Genomic DNA, 16,033 nt, shown 5'->3' on the forward strand with positions numbered 1-16,033 from the left:
CTGGAATGACGCGTCCTGGGTACGCCCTGGGGCGCGTTCATTTGTGTGTGGAGGTGACCGTTGTGCCGACCGGAAAGGTCAAGTGGTACGACTCGGAGAAGGGCTTCGGGTTCGTCACACAGGACGGGGGCGAAGACGTCTACGTCCGTTCTTCCGCCCTGCCGGCCGGGGTGCCCGGCCTGAAAGCCGGTCAACGCATCGAGTTCGGCGTCGCCGACGGTCGTCGGGGTCCGCAGGCACTGTCCGTGCGGCTGCTCGACCCACCGCCGTCGGTCGCCGAGGCACGGCGTCGCCCGGCCGAGGAACTGCACGGCCTCGTCGAGGACATGATCAAACTGCTGGAGGCGAAGGTCCAGCCGGACCTGCGCCGTGGCCGCTACCCCGACCGCAAGATGACCAAGCGCATCGCGGACGTGGTCCGTGCGGTCGCGCGCGAGCTGGATCCCTAACCAGTCACCTGCAGCGACCACGCCGTCCTGGTGACGGCTTCCGGACCCGCTTCGCCCTCAACCAGAACACCGCCCGCCTGCTTGACCTCCACGGTCTGCAGCTGGTCGCCCGCGCCCGGCGGGAGCGCCTCGAAGGAGGTCTCCTTGCCGGGCGCGAACGTGGCGACGGTGACCGGGGCCCGCTGCTCACCTGCCGCGGTCCGGTACTGGATGACCACAGACCACGGGGTGTCGGACACGTCCTTGGGGACGGTCACCTTCACCGGTGTGCCCGGGGGTACCGGGAGCTTGAGCATGGCGGTGTTGTCGCGCTTGCAGTTCTCGACCTTCACGTCGCAGTACAGGAACGGCTTCGCGGTCGTCTTCTTGCCCGCGATGAGAAAGTCGATCGTCGGCGGTGGCGGCTCCGCTTCGGGCGCGGACGTGCAGCCCGCGAGCACCAGCACCACCAGGACCAGCAGCTTGCGCACGTCGTGAAGCCTACGTGCGGTCCTTCGGCGGTGGCGGCGGCCCCTCCGAGAACGCGGCCTGCTGCGGTCCCGTCGGCGTCCGCCACGGGCGCACCGGGCGCTGCCCGCCGAACCACGGCAACAGCGACTGGCCCTTGCGCGTCAACATCGTCTGGACCAGGCCGAACGCCAGAAGCAGCGAGATCACCAGGAAGCCGAGCCAGAACGTCGGCGGCAGCAGCACGCCCAGCGCGCCACCGAACACCCACGCCAGCTGCAACACGGTCTCCGACCGGCCGAACGCGGACGCGCGGGACTCCTCCGGCAGGTCGTCCTGGATGACCGCGTCGAGGCTGTTCTTCGCCAGCGCGCTGGCGGTCGCACCGACCAGGCCCACGATCGCGGCCGTCGCGATGCCCTCCATCAGCATCGCGACCACCGTCGACGCGAGGCTGCCGCCGATGCACGCGAGCACGATCTGGTCAGGGTGACCGAGGTGCAGACGTGCGCCGACGCCGTTGCCGACGAAGCTGCCCGCACCCGCCGCACCGGCGATGACACCGAGCAGGAGCAGCTGTTTGAACGGCTCACCCTCCGTCTGCGCACGTACCGCGAACGCGGAGAACATCATGAGGAAGCCGGTGAGCACGCGGATGGTGGCGTTGCCGGAGAGGGCCACCACAACGTTGCGGCCCATGGGTTGTCGTCTCGGCTTCTCCGGGTGGGCCGACAGGGAGGCGGGCACCTCGCCTTCCGTCACCTCGACCCAGGCCGGGATCCGCATGGCCTGCGCCGCGCCGACCACACAGATGATCGCGGTGAACCACAGCGCGCCCGCCGAGCCGAAGAGCTGCAGCACGAGCGTCGCGACCGCGCCGAACGCGGCGCCGCCGACCAGGCCGAACGTGGTTAGCCGCGCGTTGGTCTTGGCGAGGGTGATGTCCGGTGGCACCACTCTCGGGGTGACCGCGGCCTTGAGCACCGTGAACGACTTGGACAGCACCATCTTCGCGAGCGCCGCCGGGTAGAGCAGCCAGCCGTCGAAGTTGGTGGCCATCACGAGGCACGCCAGCGCCTGGCCGACCGACGTGACGCACATGGCGAGGCGGCGACCGCGCTGGATGCGGTCCAGCATCGGGCCGATCACCGGCGCGACCAGCGCGAACGGCGCGATCGTGATCAGCAGGTAGAGCGCGACCTTGCCCTTGGACGAGTCGGCGCTCGCCGCGGAGAAGAACAGGGTGTTGGCGAGCGCGACGGCCATGGCCGCGTCGCTCGCGTAGTTGAGCATCGTCGCGTAGGTGAGCGCGGTGAGACCGGACTTGTCGGCGCCGTCGGCGTTCACCGCCCTGCGGAACGCGGCCGCCGCGTTGCTCGTGAGCTGCTTGCCGCGGATCGCGGCGACACGGGTGACCGTCAGCTTCTTCGGGTAGCCGGGGGCGGCGGCGGACGGCGGGGCCACGGCGGTCGGCTGCGGGCCCGCCTGCGGCGGCTGTTCACGGGGAACCTGCTGGCCGGGGGCGTAGCCGTCGGGGCCGTAGGTCTCCGGAGGGCTGCCGTCGTAGTCGTAGTCCATCGGCCGCGTCGGCGGCGTGGGCGGCAGCATACGGCGCGGTGGCGGCACGTCCCGCCAGTCCCGCCGCGCCGGTGGCTGCTGCGGCGGGGGCGGCGGCTCACGGCGGACCGGGCGCGTCTTGCGCAGGTCCTCCGGCTGCGGGTAGTGGGTCGGCGCCGGGATCGCGCTGGTCAGCGGCTCCTGACGGGGCTGGTCCTGGCGCGGCGGTGGTTCGTAGGCGCGTGTGGGTTGCGGTGGCTGGTGCGGTTGCCAGCTCGGCGCCTGCTGCCTGGTCCAGCTACGGCGACGCTTCTTCCCGGAGCCGCGGCCACGGCCGTCCTGCTCCTCCTGCGCGTCTCCCGAACCGGAACGAATCACACCGTCCATCCTGCCGTATCCGTGGGCCTGTCACAGACAAGACGGAACCACCCGCGCAGGGGATCCCATCACCAGGTTACGGACCCGGGGTGACAAACCTCACCCGGAACATCGTGGGCCACAACTTTCCCGTGACCAGGAACTCGTCGGTACCCGGGACGGCGGCGATGCCGTTGAGGACGTCGGTGCCGTCGCGGTCCGCCTCGGGCAGTAGACCGGTGAGGTCGACGTCCGCCGTGACCTGGCCGGACGCGGGGTCGATGCGGACGATCCGGTCGGTCTGCCACACGTTCGCGTAGACCTGGCCGTCCACGCACTCCAGTTCGTTGAGGTTGGTCAGCGGTTGGTCGTTCGTGTCGCGGACGCGGACCTCGCCCAGCTCAGCGAACGTCGTCACGTCGCGGAAGGAGAGGCGGTCGGTGCCGTCGCTCATGACCAGCCGGTCGCCGTCGTGGCACAGGCCCCAGCCCTCGCCGTCGTAGGAGGCGCGGCCCACCTCGGCGAGCGTGTGCCGGTCGCGGCGGATCGCCACGCCGTCCCGCCAGGTGATCTGCCAGATCGTGTCGCCGGCGACCGTGATGCCCTCGCCGAACAGGTCGGCGGGCAGGTCGACCTTCTTCTCGACCTCGCCGGTCTCGGGATCGACGGTGCGGATGCTCGACGCGCCTTCGAGGCCGGTGCCTTCGTAGAGGACCCCGTCGACCAGCTCCAGGCCCTGCGTGAAGGCCTGAGGGTCGTGCGGGATCGTCGCCAGCACGTCGACGGTGAGCGTGTCGTCGGCCGGCGCGGCCGGGGTTCCGGCGGAGCAGCCGGCGATGAGGAGAACGCCTGCGACGGCGAGTGGAGCCCGCACATCGCCAGCCTTGCACGACCGGCGTCGGGCGCGATCGGGCGGTGGGGCACAATCGGAGGTGATGAACGTGCAGCAGTCTGACCTGATCGACCCCGCCCTGGTGGCGGAGGTCGACCTCGCGCGTGCCGCCGCGCAGGAAGAGGCGGGCGACGAGCGCGTAGGGGACTACGTCGAGTACCAGATCGAGGACTCGGCCGCGGTCACCCACCTCTTCGAAGCCGGCAAGCCCGGTTACCACGGCTGGCGGTGGGCCGTGACCATCACGTCCGCCGGGCCCACCAGCGACGTGACCGTCAGCGAGGTGGTCCTGCTGCCGGGGCCGACCGCGCTGGTGGCGCCGGAGTGGATCCCGTGGCAGCAGCGCGTCCAGGCCGGTGACCTCGGGGTCGGCGACCTGCTCCCGACGTCGCCGGACGACCCTCGGCTCGTGCCCGCCTACGTGGCGTCCGACGATCCGGCGGTCGAGGAGGTCGCCGCGGAGGCCGGGCTCGGGCGGGTCCGGGTCATGTCGCGGCCTGCCCGGCTCGACGCGGCCGACCGGTGGCTGCAGAGCGACTTCGGGCCTCGGTCGGACATGGCGCGTTCGGCGCCCGCGCACTGCGGCACGTGCGGGTTCTACCTGCCGTTGGCCGGGTCCATGCGGGCTGCTTTCGGGACGTGCGGGAACGAGTTCTCCCCGGCGGACGGGCACGTGGTGCACGCCGAGTACGGGTGCGGGGCGCACTCCGAGGCCGAGGTGGAGCAGGTCAGTCCGGTTCTGGTGGCCGACCTCATCTACGACGACGCTCAGCTGGACGTCGAGCCGTTGGCTGTCGTCGACGAGGTGCCTTCCTCGGACGCGGTTCTCGAGGCCGTCGATGCGTCGACCGTGACTCCGGAGGGGGCCGCGGACGAGTCGGACTCCGGGGTTTCCGGTGGGGCCGTGGGTGCCGCTGAAGTGGTGTCCGCGGAGCCGGATGACGTGCGAGCCGGTGATACGGCCGCTGGTTCGGACTCCGTGGCCGGTGATGCTTCGGGTGAGCGGGAGTCTGGTGGTTCGGCTGCGGTTCCGGTGGAGCCGGTGGTTGCTGCTGTGGCTCCGGTCGTGGACGAGTCTGGTGCTGAGGAGGCCTCCGGTGAGCCGGAGGCTGCTCCGGTGGTGGACGAGTCGGCTGGTGCTGTTTCGGACTCTGCGGCCGGTGATGCCTTGGGTGAGTCGGAGTCTGGTGGTTCGGCTGCGGTTCTGGAGGAGCCGGAGGCGCCTGCCATAGCTTCGGTCGCGGACGAGTCGGCTGGTGCTGTTTCGGACTCTGCGGCCGGTGATGCTTCGGGTGAGCTGGAGTCTGGTGGTTCGGCTGCGGTTCCGGTGGAGCCGGTGGAGCCTGACGTGGCTCCGGTTGCGGACGAGTCTGGTGCTGAGGAGGCCTCCGGGGAGCCGGAGCCTGGTCCGGTGGTGGACGAGTCGGGTGCTCCCTCGCCAACCGTGGATGAGTCGGGCGTGACAGCTGAGGCTCTGGCTGACGAGGTGCCGGTTGTCGGTTCCGCGGCGGTCGAGGACGCCGCGCCCGCCGCGATCGAGCCAGTGGTCACCGACGAGACGGCCGGGAACGACGAGTCGGCCTCCCGCGAGTGACCGATCCCTTCGACACCGCCGGGTTGCGGGAGTCGGTGCTCGGGGCATGGCGGTCCTCACCCACTCGCCTTCGTGAGGACGCCAACGCCGAGGAGGACCTCGTCCTCGGCGGGTACCGGGATCGGCTGCTCATCGAACTCGCGCAGAACGCCGCCGACGCCGCCGGGAACGACGGTGTCATGCGTGTGTCGCTCGTGGACGGTGAGTTGCGTGTCGCCAACACCGGGCAAGCCCTTACCCGGCAAGGAGTCGAGGCGCTCGCGTCGTTGCGGGCTTCCGCCAAGGAGCACGGGGTCGGGCGGTTCGGTGTCGGCTTCGCCGCTGTGCTCACGGTGTGTGATGCGCCGCGGATCGTGTCCACCTCCGGTGGGGTGGCGTTCGATGTCGAGCGCACTCGGCGTGAGGCCGGGGCCGACCGGGTTCCTGTGCTGCGTCTTCCTTGGCCTGTCGACGAAACGCCGCCCGGCGGCTTCACCACCGAGGTGCGGCTGCCGCTGCGTGACGGCGTCGGCATCGACCTCGACGAGTTCCGGCGTCAGGCCCTCGACGTCCTGCTGTCACTCGACGGGCTTGCCCGCATCGAGATCGGCGGCGACGTCTGGTGGCGGGACGGCTCGGACATCCACGGGCCCGACGGAGTCACGCGATGGGTCGTCGTCCGTGATCGTGGGGAGTTGCCCTCGGATCCGTCGCTCGGCGCCGAGGCTCGTCCACAGTGGACGATTTGCTGGGCGCTCCAGGGCGGGGCCGACGGTGCGCCCGTGCCACGGGAAAGCGACGTTCTCCACGCGCCCACGCCCACCGATGAGCGTCTTTCCCTGCCTGCTCGGCTGATCGCGACGTTGCCCATCGAGCCGTCGCGTCGGCGGGTCCGGCCCGGTGATGCCACCGATCACGTGCTCGCCGCCGCCGCGCGGGCGTATCCGCGGTTGCTCGACCACCTCGAACCGGTCCAGCGGCCGAAGATCGTACCGCTGCCCCGTTTTCCGTTGTCCGAAGTGGACGAGAAGTTGCGGGACGCGGTGCTGGAGCAGTTGCGGGTGTCGCCGTGGCTGCCGTCCGCGCTCGACGACAAGCTGCTCGCGCCAGCCGAGGCGCGGCTGCTTCCCGTGCCCAGCAAGGAACTCGCCGACTCCGTCGCCTCGTTCGTGCCGGGGCTGGTGCGCGCCGAGTTCGTCGAGCAGGCGGCCGCGCTCGCCGCGGTCGACGTCGTGCGGTTACGACTGTCCGATGTGGTCGATGCGCTGACGGGGGTAGGCCGTCCCGCCGCCGAGTGGCGGATGCTCTACGAGGCGCTCGACAAGATCGTCGACAACGATCGTTCCGCCGTCGATGACCTGGGCGGGTTGCCGGTGCCGCTGGCGGACGGACGCACTGTGCCCGGGCCGCGCGGTGTTCTGATCGCCGACCTCGATCTGTCCACTTTGGAGGGTGTGCACGTTGTGCACCCCGACGCCGTGCACCCGCTGCTCGAACGGCTCGGCGCCCGGCACGGTGGTGCGGACGAGTTGCTCGCCGCCATGGTCACCGAGGTCGAGCACAGCATCGAGGACGCCGAGTCCGGATTGGACACGAGCGGTCTCGCGAACACCGTGCTGCGACTGGTGAACGAGGCCGGCCTGCGTCCCGGGGACGAGCCGTGGCTCGGCGCGCTCGCGTTGCGTGACGCGTCCGGCGAGCCCCGCCGTGCCGACGAGCTGGCGCTCCCTGGCACGGCGTTTCTCACCGTTCTTGCCGAGGATTCACCCGTCGGTGTGCTCGCGGAAGACATCGCCGCGCTGTGGTCACCGCATGTGCTCGCCGCGGTCGGGGTGCTGGACGGTTTCACGGTCGTCGTCGACGAGGCGCCGTCCGGGCCCGACCACGACCTCGCCGACGAGGCCGACTGGTGGGACGACCAGCCGGAACCACCCGAACGGCTGGAGGCGATCCGGGACCTCGACCTGGTCGCCGACGATGCGTGGCCGGCCGCGATCCGGCTGCTCGCGAGCGAGCCCGAAACGTGGCGGGTGCTGCGTGGTGGTTACACGGCGTGGTGGATCGCGCATCACGCGCTCCTGGCCGGGCAGCCGCCCGCGCACTGGCGCCTGCCGGACGCGACGTCGCTCGCCGGTCTGTACGACGTGGCGCCAACGGACCTGGAGCCGCGGCTCCAGGAGCTGATGGGCGTGCGCGCCGAGTTGGTCGTCGAGTCCATTGAGGACGCTGAGGACCTGCTCGTGCGGCTCGCGGACCCGGCCCGGACGATCACGCGCGGGGCCGTCCGGCGGGCGTACACGGCGCTGGCCGAGGCGGTCCGCGACGGCGTGGTCGACCCGGCCGACCTCGACCCGCCCGCGGAGGTGCGCACGGCCGACGGCGAGGTGACCGACAACGGCGCGGTGCTCGACGTGCCGTGGCTCGCGCCGGTGACCGACGGTTACGTGCCGGTCGACGCGGACCTGGCCGCGTCGTTGGCCGAGTTGCTCGACATCCCGCTGGCGTCCGAGGGCGCGCCGGCCGGGCCGGACACCGTGGGGTCGCCGGTGCTGTGGGCGGACCTCGGTGCGGTGGTGGACGCGTGCGACCTGGTCGGCATGCCGGTGCCGGAGGGCGGGCCGGTCGTCCACGAGGGGCTCGCCGTGGCGGGGCGGCCGGTGGCGTGGTGGGTGGCGGACGGGGCCGTCCACTGTGCGGACTCGACGGCCGGGCTGGGGCGCGCGCTGGCCTGGGTGACGCAGCGGTGGGAGGAGCGGCACCTGCTGGTGGCGCTGCTGGAGGACCCCGAGAACCACGACGTGTGACGGCCTCCGGCCCCCGATTTCCAGCGTAGCGGGCGGGACCGACAGGCGGCGGCGCCGAGACGGTGGTTGTCCACAGGTCACCCGGTTATCCACAGGTGGCCGTTGCGGGCCCGGTTTTGTCGGTGGGTGCCGGTAGGCTGGCATGGCGGGTGGCCCCCGGGATCGGGTGGGGGTTGAGGTTACGTACTGGGGGCTTGTTTTCGCTGGTCAGCGTGGGTTTGGGTTGCCCCTGCGTGGGTGGTGTCCTCGCCGGACGGGCTGATCTCGGGGACGGCTGGCAGGCCGTCTTTGTGTGCTTGCGCCCGGCATTGCGCGACGCTTCGCTCGGTCCTACCGGATGCGTTGCGCGCCTCGGCTGCCTCGGCGGTTGGCTCGGCGTTGCCATGCCATGATCGGGAAGCCGATGAGGCCCAGGATCGTCCCCGCGAGCGCCGTCCACAGCCAGATCGGCGGGAACACGTCGAACACGTACCGCCCGACGAGCAGTGCGCACAGCGCCACCAACCATGCCGCCGTCCCCACGTACACCAGCGGCGGCAGTGCCAGCAGCCGGTCGGGGAGCGGGGGAGGTGACTTCTGTGTTTCGATTCCCGGGTCGGGTTTCCCTACGTCGGACACATGCGCGAGGCTACCGGGCCATGGCAACCAGGACAGCTGCCCTCGATCGGTTCTTCAAGATCACCGAGCGGAACTCCACCGTGGGCCGGGAGGTCCGCGGCGGGCTGGTCACGTTCGTCACGATGGCGTACATCGTCGTGCTGAACCCGCTGATCATCGGGTCCTTCCCCGACGCTCCGGCGCACACCGACAAGTTCGGCGGTTTTCTCCCGATCGACCAGGTGGCCGCGGTCACCGCCTTCGTCGCCGGGATCATGACGATCCTCTTCGGACTCGTCGCCAACTACCCGTTCGCGATGGCCACCGGCCTGGGCATCAACGCCTTCGTCGCCGTCTCCATCGCACCGCAGATGTCCTGGCCCGCCGCGATGGGGCTTGTCCTCGTCAACGGTGTGATCGTGCTCATCCTCGTGGTCACCGGCGTCCGGACGGCCGTGTTCAACGCGGTGCCGCCGTCCCTCAAGGCCGCGATCGCCGTCGGCATCGGCCTGTTCATCACGCTCATCGGTCTCGTCGACGCCGGGTTCGTGCGCCGCCTGCCCGACGCCGCCGACACGACCGTGCCCGTCGGTCTCGGGATCAACGGCTCGATCGCGTCCTGGCCGACGCTCGTGTTCGTCGTCGGGCTGATCCTCACCGGCATCCTCGTCGCGCGGCGGATCAAGGGCGCGATCCTCATCGGCGTGATCGCCACCACCGTGTTCGCGATCGTCCTCGAGGCCATTGTGGACGCCGGGCCGTCGATGGGCACCAACCCCAAGGGCTGGAACCTCGGCTACCCGGGCGTGCCCGACCAGGTCGTCGACACCCCGAACCTGTCGCTGCTCGGCGACGTGAACTTCGACGCCTGGGTGCAGGTGCCGATCATCACCGCCGTCCTGCTGGTCTTCACGCTCGTCCTCACCGACTTCTTCGACACCATCGGCACCATGACCGGCCTCGGCAAGGAGGCGGGCCTCGTCGACAAGGACGGCAAGCTGCCCAACACCGGCAAGGCGCTGTTCGTCGACGGGCTCGGCGCGGTCGCGGGCGGTGCGGCGTCGTCGTCCTCGAACACGGTCTACATCGAGTCCGCGTCCGGCATCGCCGAGGGCGCACGGACCGGCCTGGCGAACGTCGTCACCGGTCTGCTGTTCATCGCCGCGATGTTCTTCACGCCGCTGTACAACTCGGTGCCGGTCGAGGCGGCCGCGCCCGCGCTGGTGATCGTCGGCGTGCTGATGATGGCGCAGATCAAGGAGATCGACTTCTCCGACTTCACGATCGCGCTGCCCGCGTTCCTGACGATCGTGGTCATGCCGTTCACGTACTCGATCGCCAACGGCATCGGCGCCGGGTTCGTGAGCTACGTGCTGATCCGCGCGGCGACCGGCCGTGTTCGCGGCATCCACCCGCTGATGTGGATCGTGGCCGCCGCCTTCGTGGTTTACTTCGCGATCGGGCCGATCAGGGCAGCCTTCGGCTGAACGTGAGTGACTGGGGTCAATTCGTGAGGTATGCTAACGAAGTGTCGAACAAGGAGCACGACGTAGCCGAGAGCTCCCTGACCAGCCGGTTACGGCTGGCGGTAGTGCGGCTCAACCGCAGGCTTCGCGCCCAGCGGACCAGCTCCTCGGTCACGCTCACCCAGCTTTCCGCACTGTTCTGCCTGTACAAATGCGGCCCGCTCACCCCAGGTGAGCTCGCGGCCAAGGAGGTTGTCCAGCCCCCTTCCATGACCAGGGTGATCGCTGCACTCGAGGAGCTCGGCTACGTCAGCCGTCGACCGCATCCCAGTGACGGCCGGCAGGCCATCGTAGAGATCACCGAGGAGGGGAGCGCGCACATCCAAGCGGACATCTCCGCGCGCGAGGCCTGGCTGGACAAGCGGCTCGCGGAACTCACCGACGCGGAACGGGAACTGCTCTCCCGCGCGGCGGAGATCATCGACCGGATGGCGAGCCAACAGGATTAGTGGCGGAAAAGAGAGAACTAACTACAGACTCGTCAACCTCTCGAGCCGGACTCGCCGAGGACTCGAAGACGCCCACCGAGCATCGGAGCATGTTCGCGGCACTGCGAGTACGCAACTACCGGCTCTTCGCGTCCGGGCAGGCCGTGTCGAACATCGGCACCTGGATGCAACGCATCGCACAGGACTGGCTCGTGCTCGAGCTGTCCGGCTACGACCCCGTCGCGCTCGGGGTCGCGGCGTCGCTGCAGTTCCTGCCGACGCTGTTCCTCACGCTGTGGGCCGGGGTGCTGGCCGACCGCGTCGACAAGCGCAAGCTGCTGGTGCTCATCCAGGCCGGGATGGCGCTGAGCGCGCTGGCGCTGGGACTGCTCGACGTCAGCGGGATCGTGCAGCTCTGGCAGGTGTACCTGCTGTGCCTGGTGTTCGGCGTGTTCACCGCGTTCGACCCGCCGGTGCGGCAGAGCTTCGTCGGTGAGATGGTCGGCCGTGAGCACCTGGCGAACGCGGTGGCGCTGAACTCGTCCACGTTCAACCTGGCGCGCATCCTGGGCCCGGCGATCGCGGGCGTGATGATCATCTGGACCGGCACGGGCTGGGTGTTCCTGGTCAACGCGGTCACGACGCTCGCGGTGATCTACGGACTGATCCGGATGAACCCTGGCGAGCTGCACCGCGTGGCGGCGCCCTCGTCGCGGCGCGGTCAGCTGATGGCCGGGCTGCGGTACGTGCGCGGGCGGCCGGACATCATGGCCGTGCTGGTGCTGGTGTTCTGCGTGAGCACGTTCGCGTTCACGTTCTTCACGACGCTGGCGATCGCGGCGGCGAACGTGTTCCACCGGGAGGCGGACGGGTACGGACTGCTGTCGACGCTGCTCGCGGTGGGCAGTTTCGCGGGCGCGCTGCTGGCGGTGCGGCGGAGCACGCGGCGCAAGCCCGGGCTGGCGCTGCTCGTCGGCGCCGGGTTCGTGTTCGGCGTGTTCGAGATCGTGGTGGGCGTGATGCCGACGTACCTGGCGTTCGGGCTGGCGCTGATCCCGTGTGGGCTCGCGATGATGACGTTCATGAACACGGCGAACAGCACGATCCAGCTGTCGACCGCGCCGGAGATGCGCGGGCGCGTGATGGCGCTGTACATGCTGGTGTTCATCGGCGGCAACCCGATCGGTGCGCCGATGACCGGGTGGATGGCCGCGGAGTTCGGCGGGCGCTCGCCGTTCATCATCGGCGGGGCGGTCGCCGTGCTGTCGACGGTGGTGTGCGGGTGGATCCTCGCACGTCGGGGCGGCATTCAGGTGCGGTCACGGCTGCCGTGGGTCCGTCGTCCCGCGGTGGCCCGCACGCCTGAGCTTGCGCGCGTTGATTAAGTTAGGCTAACCTTAGCTCGTCGCTTCGTGGTGGGAGCGGCAGTCAGTTCGGGAACAGCGAGACCCCCGCTCCGGTTCGGCAGACGGCACTGCTCGGAGTGGGGGTCTCGTCTATGAATGGCCAGGTCAAGCACACATTTCGCGCAACGACCTGAACCCAGGACCGTCACGTAAGCAGCCCCCACCCGATCCCGGGGGCCACCCGCCATGCCAGTCTACCTGGTGGGGGTGACAATCGGGGCGCTGTCGATCTTGCCTGTGGACAACTCGCTGATTGCGGCTCCGGGCTAAAGCCAGCCTGCTAGATGACTGCCCAGGTGTGGACCGGCTGGTTCGTGTCCGACAGTTCCACGTAGCGGTGCAGCATGCCGACCAGTGCCGCGTCGCGGTCCAGGCCGCGCGCTTCCAGGCTCGCGACCGTCTCGCGTTGCCAGGTCGAGCCGGTTCGCTGCGCCAGGCAGCGCTGTTCGATCACGCCGAGGTACCGCTCCCGCACGGCGTCCGAGACGCCGCAGTCACGCAGCCCCTCGTGCGCCATCGGCAGCAGGCGGCGCAGCACCAACTCGTCCGGCGGTACCCAGCCGATGCCCGGCCAGTACAGCTGCGCGTCGAACGCGTGCCGCGCACCGGCGTAGAGGTTCTCCTCCGCCGCCTGGAACGACATCTGCGTCCACACCGGACGTTCCGCGGTCGCCAGCGCGCGCTGTGCGCCGTAGAAGAACGCCGCGTTCGCGATCAGGTCGACCACCGTCGGGCCCGCGGGCAGCACCCGGTTCTCCACGCGCAGGTGCGGGACGCCGTCCATCAGGTCGTACACCGGGCGGTTCCACCGCCAGATCGTGCCGTTGTGCAGGCGCAGTTCCGCGAGCTTGGGCGCCGTGCCGTTGTCGAGTGCCTCGACAGGGTCCTCGTCGTCGATTTCCGGTAGCAGGCCGGGGAAGTAGCGCACGTTCTCCTCGAACAGATCGAAGATCGACGTGATCCACCGCTCCCCGAACCACACGCGCGGGCGCACACCCTGGTTCTTCAGTTCCTCGGGGCGGGTGTCAGTTGCCTGCTGGAACAAGGGAATCCGGGTCTCGTGCCACAGTGCCTTCCCCAACAGGAACGGGGAATTGGCGGCAATTGCCACCTGGACACCCGCGAGGCACTGCGCCGCGTTCCAGTGGGACGCGAACTCCTCCGGCGGCACCTGAAGGTGCAACTGCGCGGACGTGCACGCCGCCTCCGGCAGGATCGAGTCCGCGGAACTGCGCAGCCGTTCGCCGCGCTGGCCGGGAATCGCCGGGCCGTCCATGGACAGCACCATGTCCTCGCCGCGCGCGGCGAAGATCTGGTCGTTCAGCAGCGAATAGCGCGCGTTGGCCGACAGCCAGCGCGCCTTGAAGTGTTCGCTCCGCAACGTCGGCAGCATGCCGATCATCACCAGCGTCGCGCCCGCGTCCTGTGCCTTGAGGTTCGCGTCGGTCAGCGACGTGCAGAGCTCCGTCTCCAACTGGCTCGCCTCGTCGCCGGACAGCGGCCGGGGCAGCACGTTCAGCTCCAGGTTGTGCTGGCCCAGCTCCGTCGTGAACGACGGGTCGTCGAGCTTCTCCAGCACCACCGTGTTCGCCATCGCGGGCTGCAGCGCGTCGTCCACCAGGTTCAGCTCGATCTCGAGCCCTATTCGCGGTGGTGACGTGGAGAAACCGCCCTCCGTGAGCATTCTCGCGAGGGCGTCCAGACAACGCTGAACCTTCAAGCGGTAACGCTGGCGAGCCGATCGATCGAACGTGCCGGCCCCGACATCCTGTCCCATACCGCCCCTCCCAGCCGATCCGAGCAGTCGGCGTGTGCGCGGGAAGTTCAACCGTTACACACGGTGGAAGCTGTTACTAGGGGCCAAAACGGTGCATCGTTTCACCTCGGTTGTTACGCAGAGCAAGACATGCGTGTGCCTCACGTAACACATTCTCACCGTGTGGAACCATGATTGCGTGATTGAGGTGACCGACCCGGACGACCCGCGGCTCGACGAGTACCGCTTCCTGCGCACCGCCGACCGCAGGCCCGACCGGCCCGGCGGGCTGGGGCTCGTGATCGCCGAGGGCACGATCGCCGTGAGCCGCATGCTCGCGTCGCGCTACCCGCTGCGGTCGATGCTCGGCGTCCGGCGGAAGCTCGAGACCCTCCCGCCGGTCGACGCGCCGGTGTACGTGACGACCGCCGAGGTGATGGCCGAGGTGATCGGCTTCCACCTGAACCGCGGCGTGCTCGCGATGGCCGACCGGCCAGAGCCGCTGCCCGTCTCGTCCGTGATAGACGGTGCCCGGCGGCTCGCCGTGCTGGAGGGCGTCGGTGACCACGAGAACCTCGGCGCGCTGTTCCGGAACGCCGCCGCGCTTGGCGTGGACGGCGTCCTGCTCGGGGCGGGCTGCAGCGACCCGCTCTACCGGCGCAGTGTCCGCGTCTCCATGGGACACGTGCTCGCCGTCCCGTTCACGACGCTGTCACCGTGGCCGGACGGGTTGAAGCTGTTGCAGGACAACGGCTTCACTGTGATGGCCCTCACGCCGGACGGCGCGGCCGACCTGTCGTCGGTCGAGCCGCCTGCGAAGGCAGCGGTGATGCTCGGGTCGGAGGGGCCCGGGCTCACGCCGGAGGCGATCGCGGCGGCGGACGTGGCGGTGAAGATCCCCATGGTGGGTGGCGTCGACTCACTCAATGTGGCGACCGCGGGCGCGGTCACCTTCTACGCTCTCGGGGCGGGCCGATAGTTTCGGAAGGTGTCGATGTCGGGGATACAGCTGCGCGCGAACGGCGAGCGTGCGGTCCTGGTCGGTGACGACGGTGTCGCGGTCACCGAGCCGGACCGCCTGCCGCTGGGCACCGAGCTGACCGACGCGCTCCACGAGTGGGCCAAGGTCGCCGCGGCGGTCCGGCGCGCCGAGCCGGGCACGGCAGCGGGCGCCGTCGTGTCGCGACGGGGGCTGCAGCTGGCGGGCCGGGTGGCGACGTCGTTGGGGGTCGTCGTCCGGTACGTCGATCCGTTGTCGGGCGCGGAGGCGGTGGTCGAGCCGTCACCCGGGCCCACGCCCGTGGCCCGGCCGCGACCCGCGGAGCCGACGCCGTGGCTGCCGGGACTGGTGGTGTCGGCCGCGAGCGCGGTGCTGGTCGTCGTGATGGTGGTGACGCTGGCGGTCACGCTGGCGGAGACGTACTCGCTGCTCGCGCTGGCGTCGAACGTGGTCGTGACGGCCGGGCTCCTGCCGTCGCTGTGGCTCGTCCACCGGCAGCCGATCTGGCGGTGGGTCGCCTACGGGGTGGCGGCGGGCATCGGCGTCGCGTGGGTCGCGCTGCCGTTCGTGATCTTCTAGGCCGGGGGCAACGTCTTCAGCACGAGGTCCAGGCGTTCGTACGCGTCGTCGAACCACGAGTCGGGCATGGGAACGGTCACCGTCACCGCGGTGGCGGCGCCCTCGTCGTCCTTGATGGTGATGAGGGCGAGGTCCCGGTCCGTGAAGCGTTCGACGAACACCGAGGCGCCGCGGGCGTCCGCGCGCCAGGCGACGTCCTCACCCACGTCGAGGGCGTCCAGCGCGTCACGCCATTCCCACAGGTCGTCGCGGGAGAACCACGCGTGCAGGCGGCCTCGGACGAACGGCGTCTCGATCAGGAACTCGCCGGTCAGCGACGAGAACAGCTCACCCGGTTCGACGCCGGTGATGCGGAGGACGACCTTGTTGCCGTGTCCTTCCAGGTGGATGAGGTCGATCGGGTCGGCCATCTGTGCTCCCCAGGGTGGATGTGCGGTGGGGAAACAGTCTCACGACGGCTGTCGCCCGGCCTCCGGCCCCGGTTCGCTGGAGGTTGTCCACAGGTCACCTGGTTGTCCACAGGCAAGATCCACATCACCGGTTCTGTCGGTGTGTACCGGTAGACTGGCATGGCGGGTGGCCCCCGGGATCGGGTGGGGGTTGGGCACCGGGCGGTTTCGCGGTTTGCGCTGGTCAGTTGAGGGTCACGGCATTGTGTGTGG

14 protein-coding genes are annotated in these 16,033 nt (G+C 70.0%); 8 read left to right on the forward strand and 6 right to left on the reverse strand.

Features of this window, described 5'->3' with window-relative positions:
- Positions 1-62: 62 nt before the first annotated feature.
- Entirely contained in the window at positions 63-449 is a 387-nt protein-coding gene (locus ACIBVP_RS20860) for a cold-shock protein (protein WP_396107838.1), read from the forward strand.
- On the opposite strand, the gene ACIBVP_RS20865 is transcribed toward ACIBVP_RS20860, so the two are convergent.
- The 3 genes from ACIBVP_RS20865 to ACIBVP_RS20875 all read right to left on the reverse strand — a co-directional run bounded on the left by ACIBVP_RS20865 (position 446) and on the right by ACIBVP_RS20875 (position 3,684).
- On the reverse strand, positions 446-919 hold the full coding sequence (locus ACIBVP_RS20865; RefSeq protein WP_396107839.1) for a DUF2771 family protein: 474 nt from the start codon (positions 917-919) through the stop codon (positions 446-448). The two genes, ACIBVP_RS20860 and ACIBVP_RS20865, sit on opposite strands and share 4 nt — an antisense overlap.
- Positions 920-929: 10 nt before the next feature.
- Entirely contained in the window at positions 930-2,840 is a 1,911-nt protein-coding gene (locus ACIBVP_RS20870) for an MFS transporter (RefSeq protein WP_396107840.1), read from the reverse strand.
- 67 nt (positions 2,841-2,907) lie between these two features.
- On the reverse strand, positions 2,908-3,684 hold the full coding sequence (locus tag ACIBVP_RS20875) for a glutaminyl-peptide cyclotransferase (RefSeq protein ID WP_396107841.1): 777 nt from the start codon (positions 3,682-3,684) through the stop codon (positions 2,908-2,910).
- Between the two features lie 67 nt (positions 3,685-3,751).
- Between ACIBVP_RS20875 and ACIBVP_RS20880 the strand changes: the two genes are divergently transcribed.
- Together ACIBVP_RS20880 and ACIBVP_RS20885 are read left to right on the forward strand one after the other, a co-directional pair.
- The gene (locus ACIBVP_RS20880) at positions 3,752-5,296 is read left to right on the forward strand and encodes a DUF3027 domain-containing protein (protein WP_396107842.1); all 1,545 of its coding nucleotides are present in this window, start codon (positions 3,752-3,754) and stop codon (positions 5,294-5,296) included.
- Complete coding sequence (locus tag ACIBVP_RS20885) at positions 5,293-8,079, forward strand: sacsin N-terminal ATP-binding-like domain-containing protein (protein WP_396107843.1); 2,787 nt, start codon at positions 5,293-5,295, stop codon at positions 8,077-8,079. Before ACIBVP_RS20880 ends, ACIBVP_RS20885 begins: the two co-directional genes overlap by 4 nt.
- Before the next feature lie 330 nt (positions 8,080-8,409).
- On the opposite strand, the gene ACIBVP_RS20890 is transcribed toward ACIBVP_RS20885, so the two are convergent.
- Complete coding sequence (locus tag ACIBVP_RS20890) at positions 8,410-8,697, reverse strand: DUF2530 domain-containing protein (protein ID WP_396107844.1); 288 nt, start codon at positions 8,695-8,697, stop codon at positions 8,410-8,412.
- 20 nt (positions 8,698-8,717) lie between these two features.
- Between ACIBVP_RS20890 and ACIBVP_RS20895 the strand changes: the two genes are divergently transcribed.
- The 3 genes from ACIBVP_RS20895 to ACIBVP_RS20905 all read left to right on the forward strand — a co-directional run bounded on the left by ACIBVP_RS20895 (position 8,718) and on the right by ACIBVP_RS20905 (position 12,015).
- Complete coding sequence (locus ACIBVP_RS20895; RefSeq protein ID WP_396107845.1) at positions 8,718-10,163, forward strand: NCS2 family permease; 1,446 nt, start codon at positions 8,718-8,720, stop codon at positions 10,161-10,163.
- A 41-nt stretch (positions 10,164-10,204) separates the two neighbouring features.
- Positions 10,205-10,651: a MarR family winged helix-turn-helix transcriptional regulator gene (locus ACIBVP_RS20900; protein WP_396107846.1), complete on the forward strand. Its 447-nt coding sequence runs from the start codon at positions 10,205-10,207 to the stop codon at positions 10,649-10,651.
- A gap of 89 nt (positions 10,652-10,740) precedes the next feature.
- Positions 10,741-12,015: an MFS transporter gene (locus ACIBVP_RS20905; RefSeq protein ID WP_396107847.1), complete on the forward strand. Its 1,275-nt coding sequence runs from the start codon at positions 10,741-10,743 to the stop codon at positions 12,013-12,015.
- 301 nt (positions 12,016-12,316) lie between these two features.
- Here ACIBVP_RS20905 and ACIBVP_RS20910 read toward each other — a convergent pair whose 3' ends face one another.
- On the reverse strand, positions 12,317-13,813 hold the full coding sequence (locus ACIBVP_RS20910; RefSeq protein WP_396107848.1) for a glutamate-cysteine ligase family protein: 1,497 nt from the start codon (positions 13,811-13,813) through the stop codon (positions 12,317-12,319).
- Between the two features lie 178 nt (positions 13,814-13,991).
- Between ACIBVP_RS20910 and ACIBVP_RS20915 the strand changes: the two genes are divergently transcribed.
- Both ACIBVP_RS20915 and ACIBVP_RS20920 read left to right on the forward strand, forming a co-directional pair.
- Positions 13,992-14,771, forward strand: coding sequence for a TrmH family RNA methyltransferase (locus ACIBVP_RS20915; RefSeq protein ID WP_396107849.1), 780 nt, complete (start codon positions 13,992-13,994; stop codon positions 14,769-14,771).
- A 24-nt stretch (positions 14,772-14,795) separates the two neighbouring features.
- Entirely contained in the window at positions 14,796-15,371 is a 576-nt protein-coding gene (locus ACIBVP_RS20920; protein ID WP_396108157.1) for a DUF2537 domain-containing protein, read from the forward strand.
- Here ACIBVP_RS20920 and ACIBVP_RS20925 read toward each other — a convergent pair.
- Positions 15,368-15,781 (reverse strand): DUF5959 family protein, encoded by a 414-nt coding sequence (locus ACIBVP_RS20925; protein ID WP_396107850.1) that lies wholly within the window; start codon positions 15,779-15,781, stop codon positions 15,368-15,370. The genes ACIBVP_RS20920 and ACIBVP_RS20925 overlap by 4 nt on opposite strands.
- Positions 15,782-16,033 lie beyond the last annotated feature (252 nt).

The organism is Actinophytocola sp. NPDC049390, from assembly GCF_044466355.1.
In the GTDB taxonomy this organism is placed as follows: Bacteria; Actinomycetota; Actinomycetes; order Mycobacteriales; family Pseudonocardiaceae; genus Actinophytocola.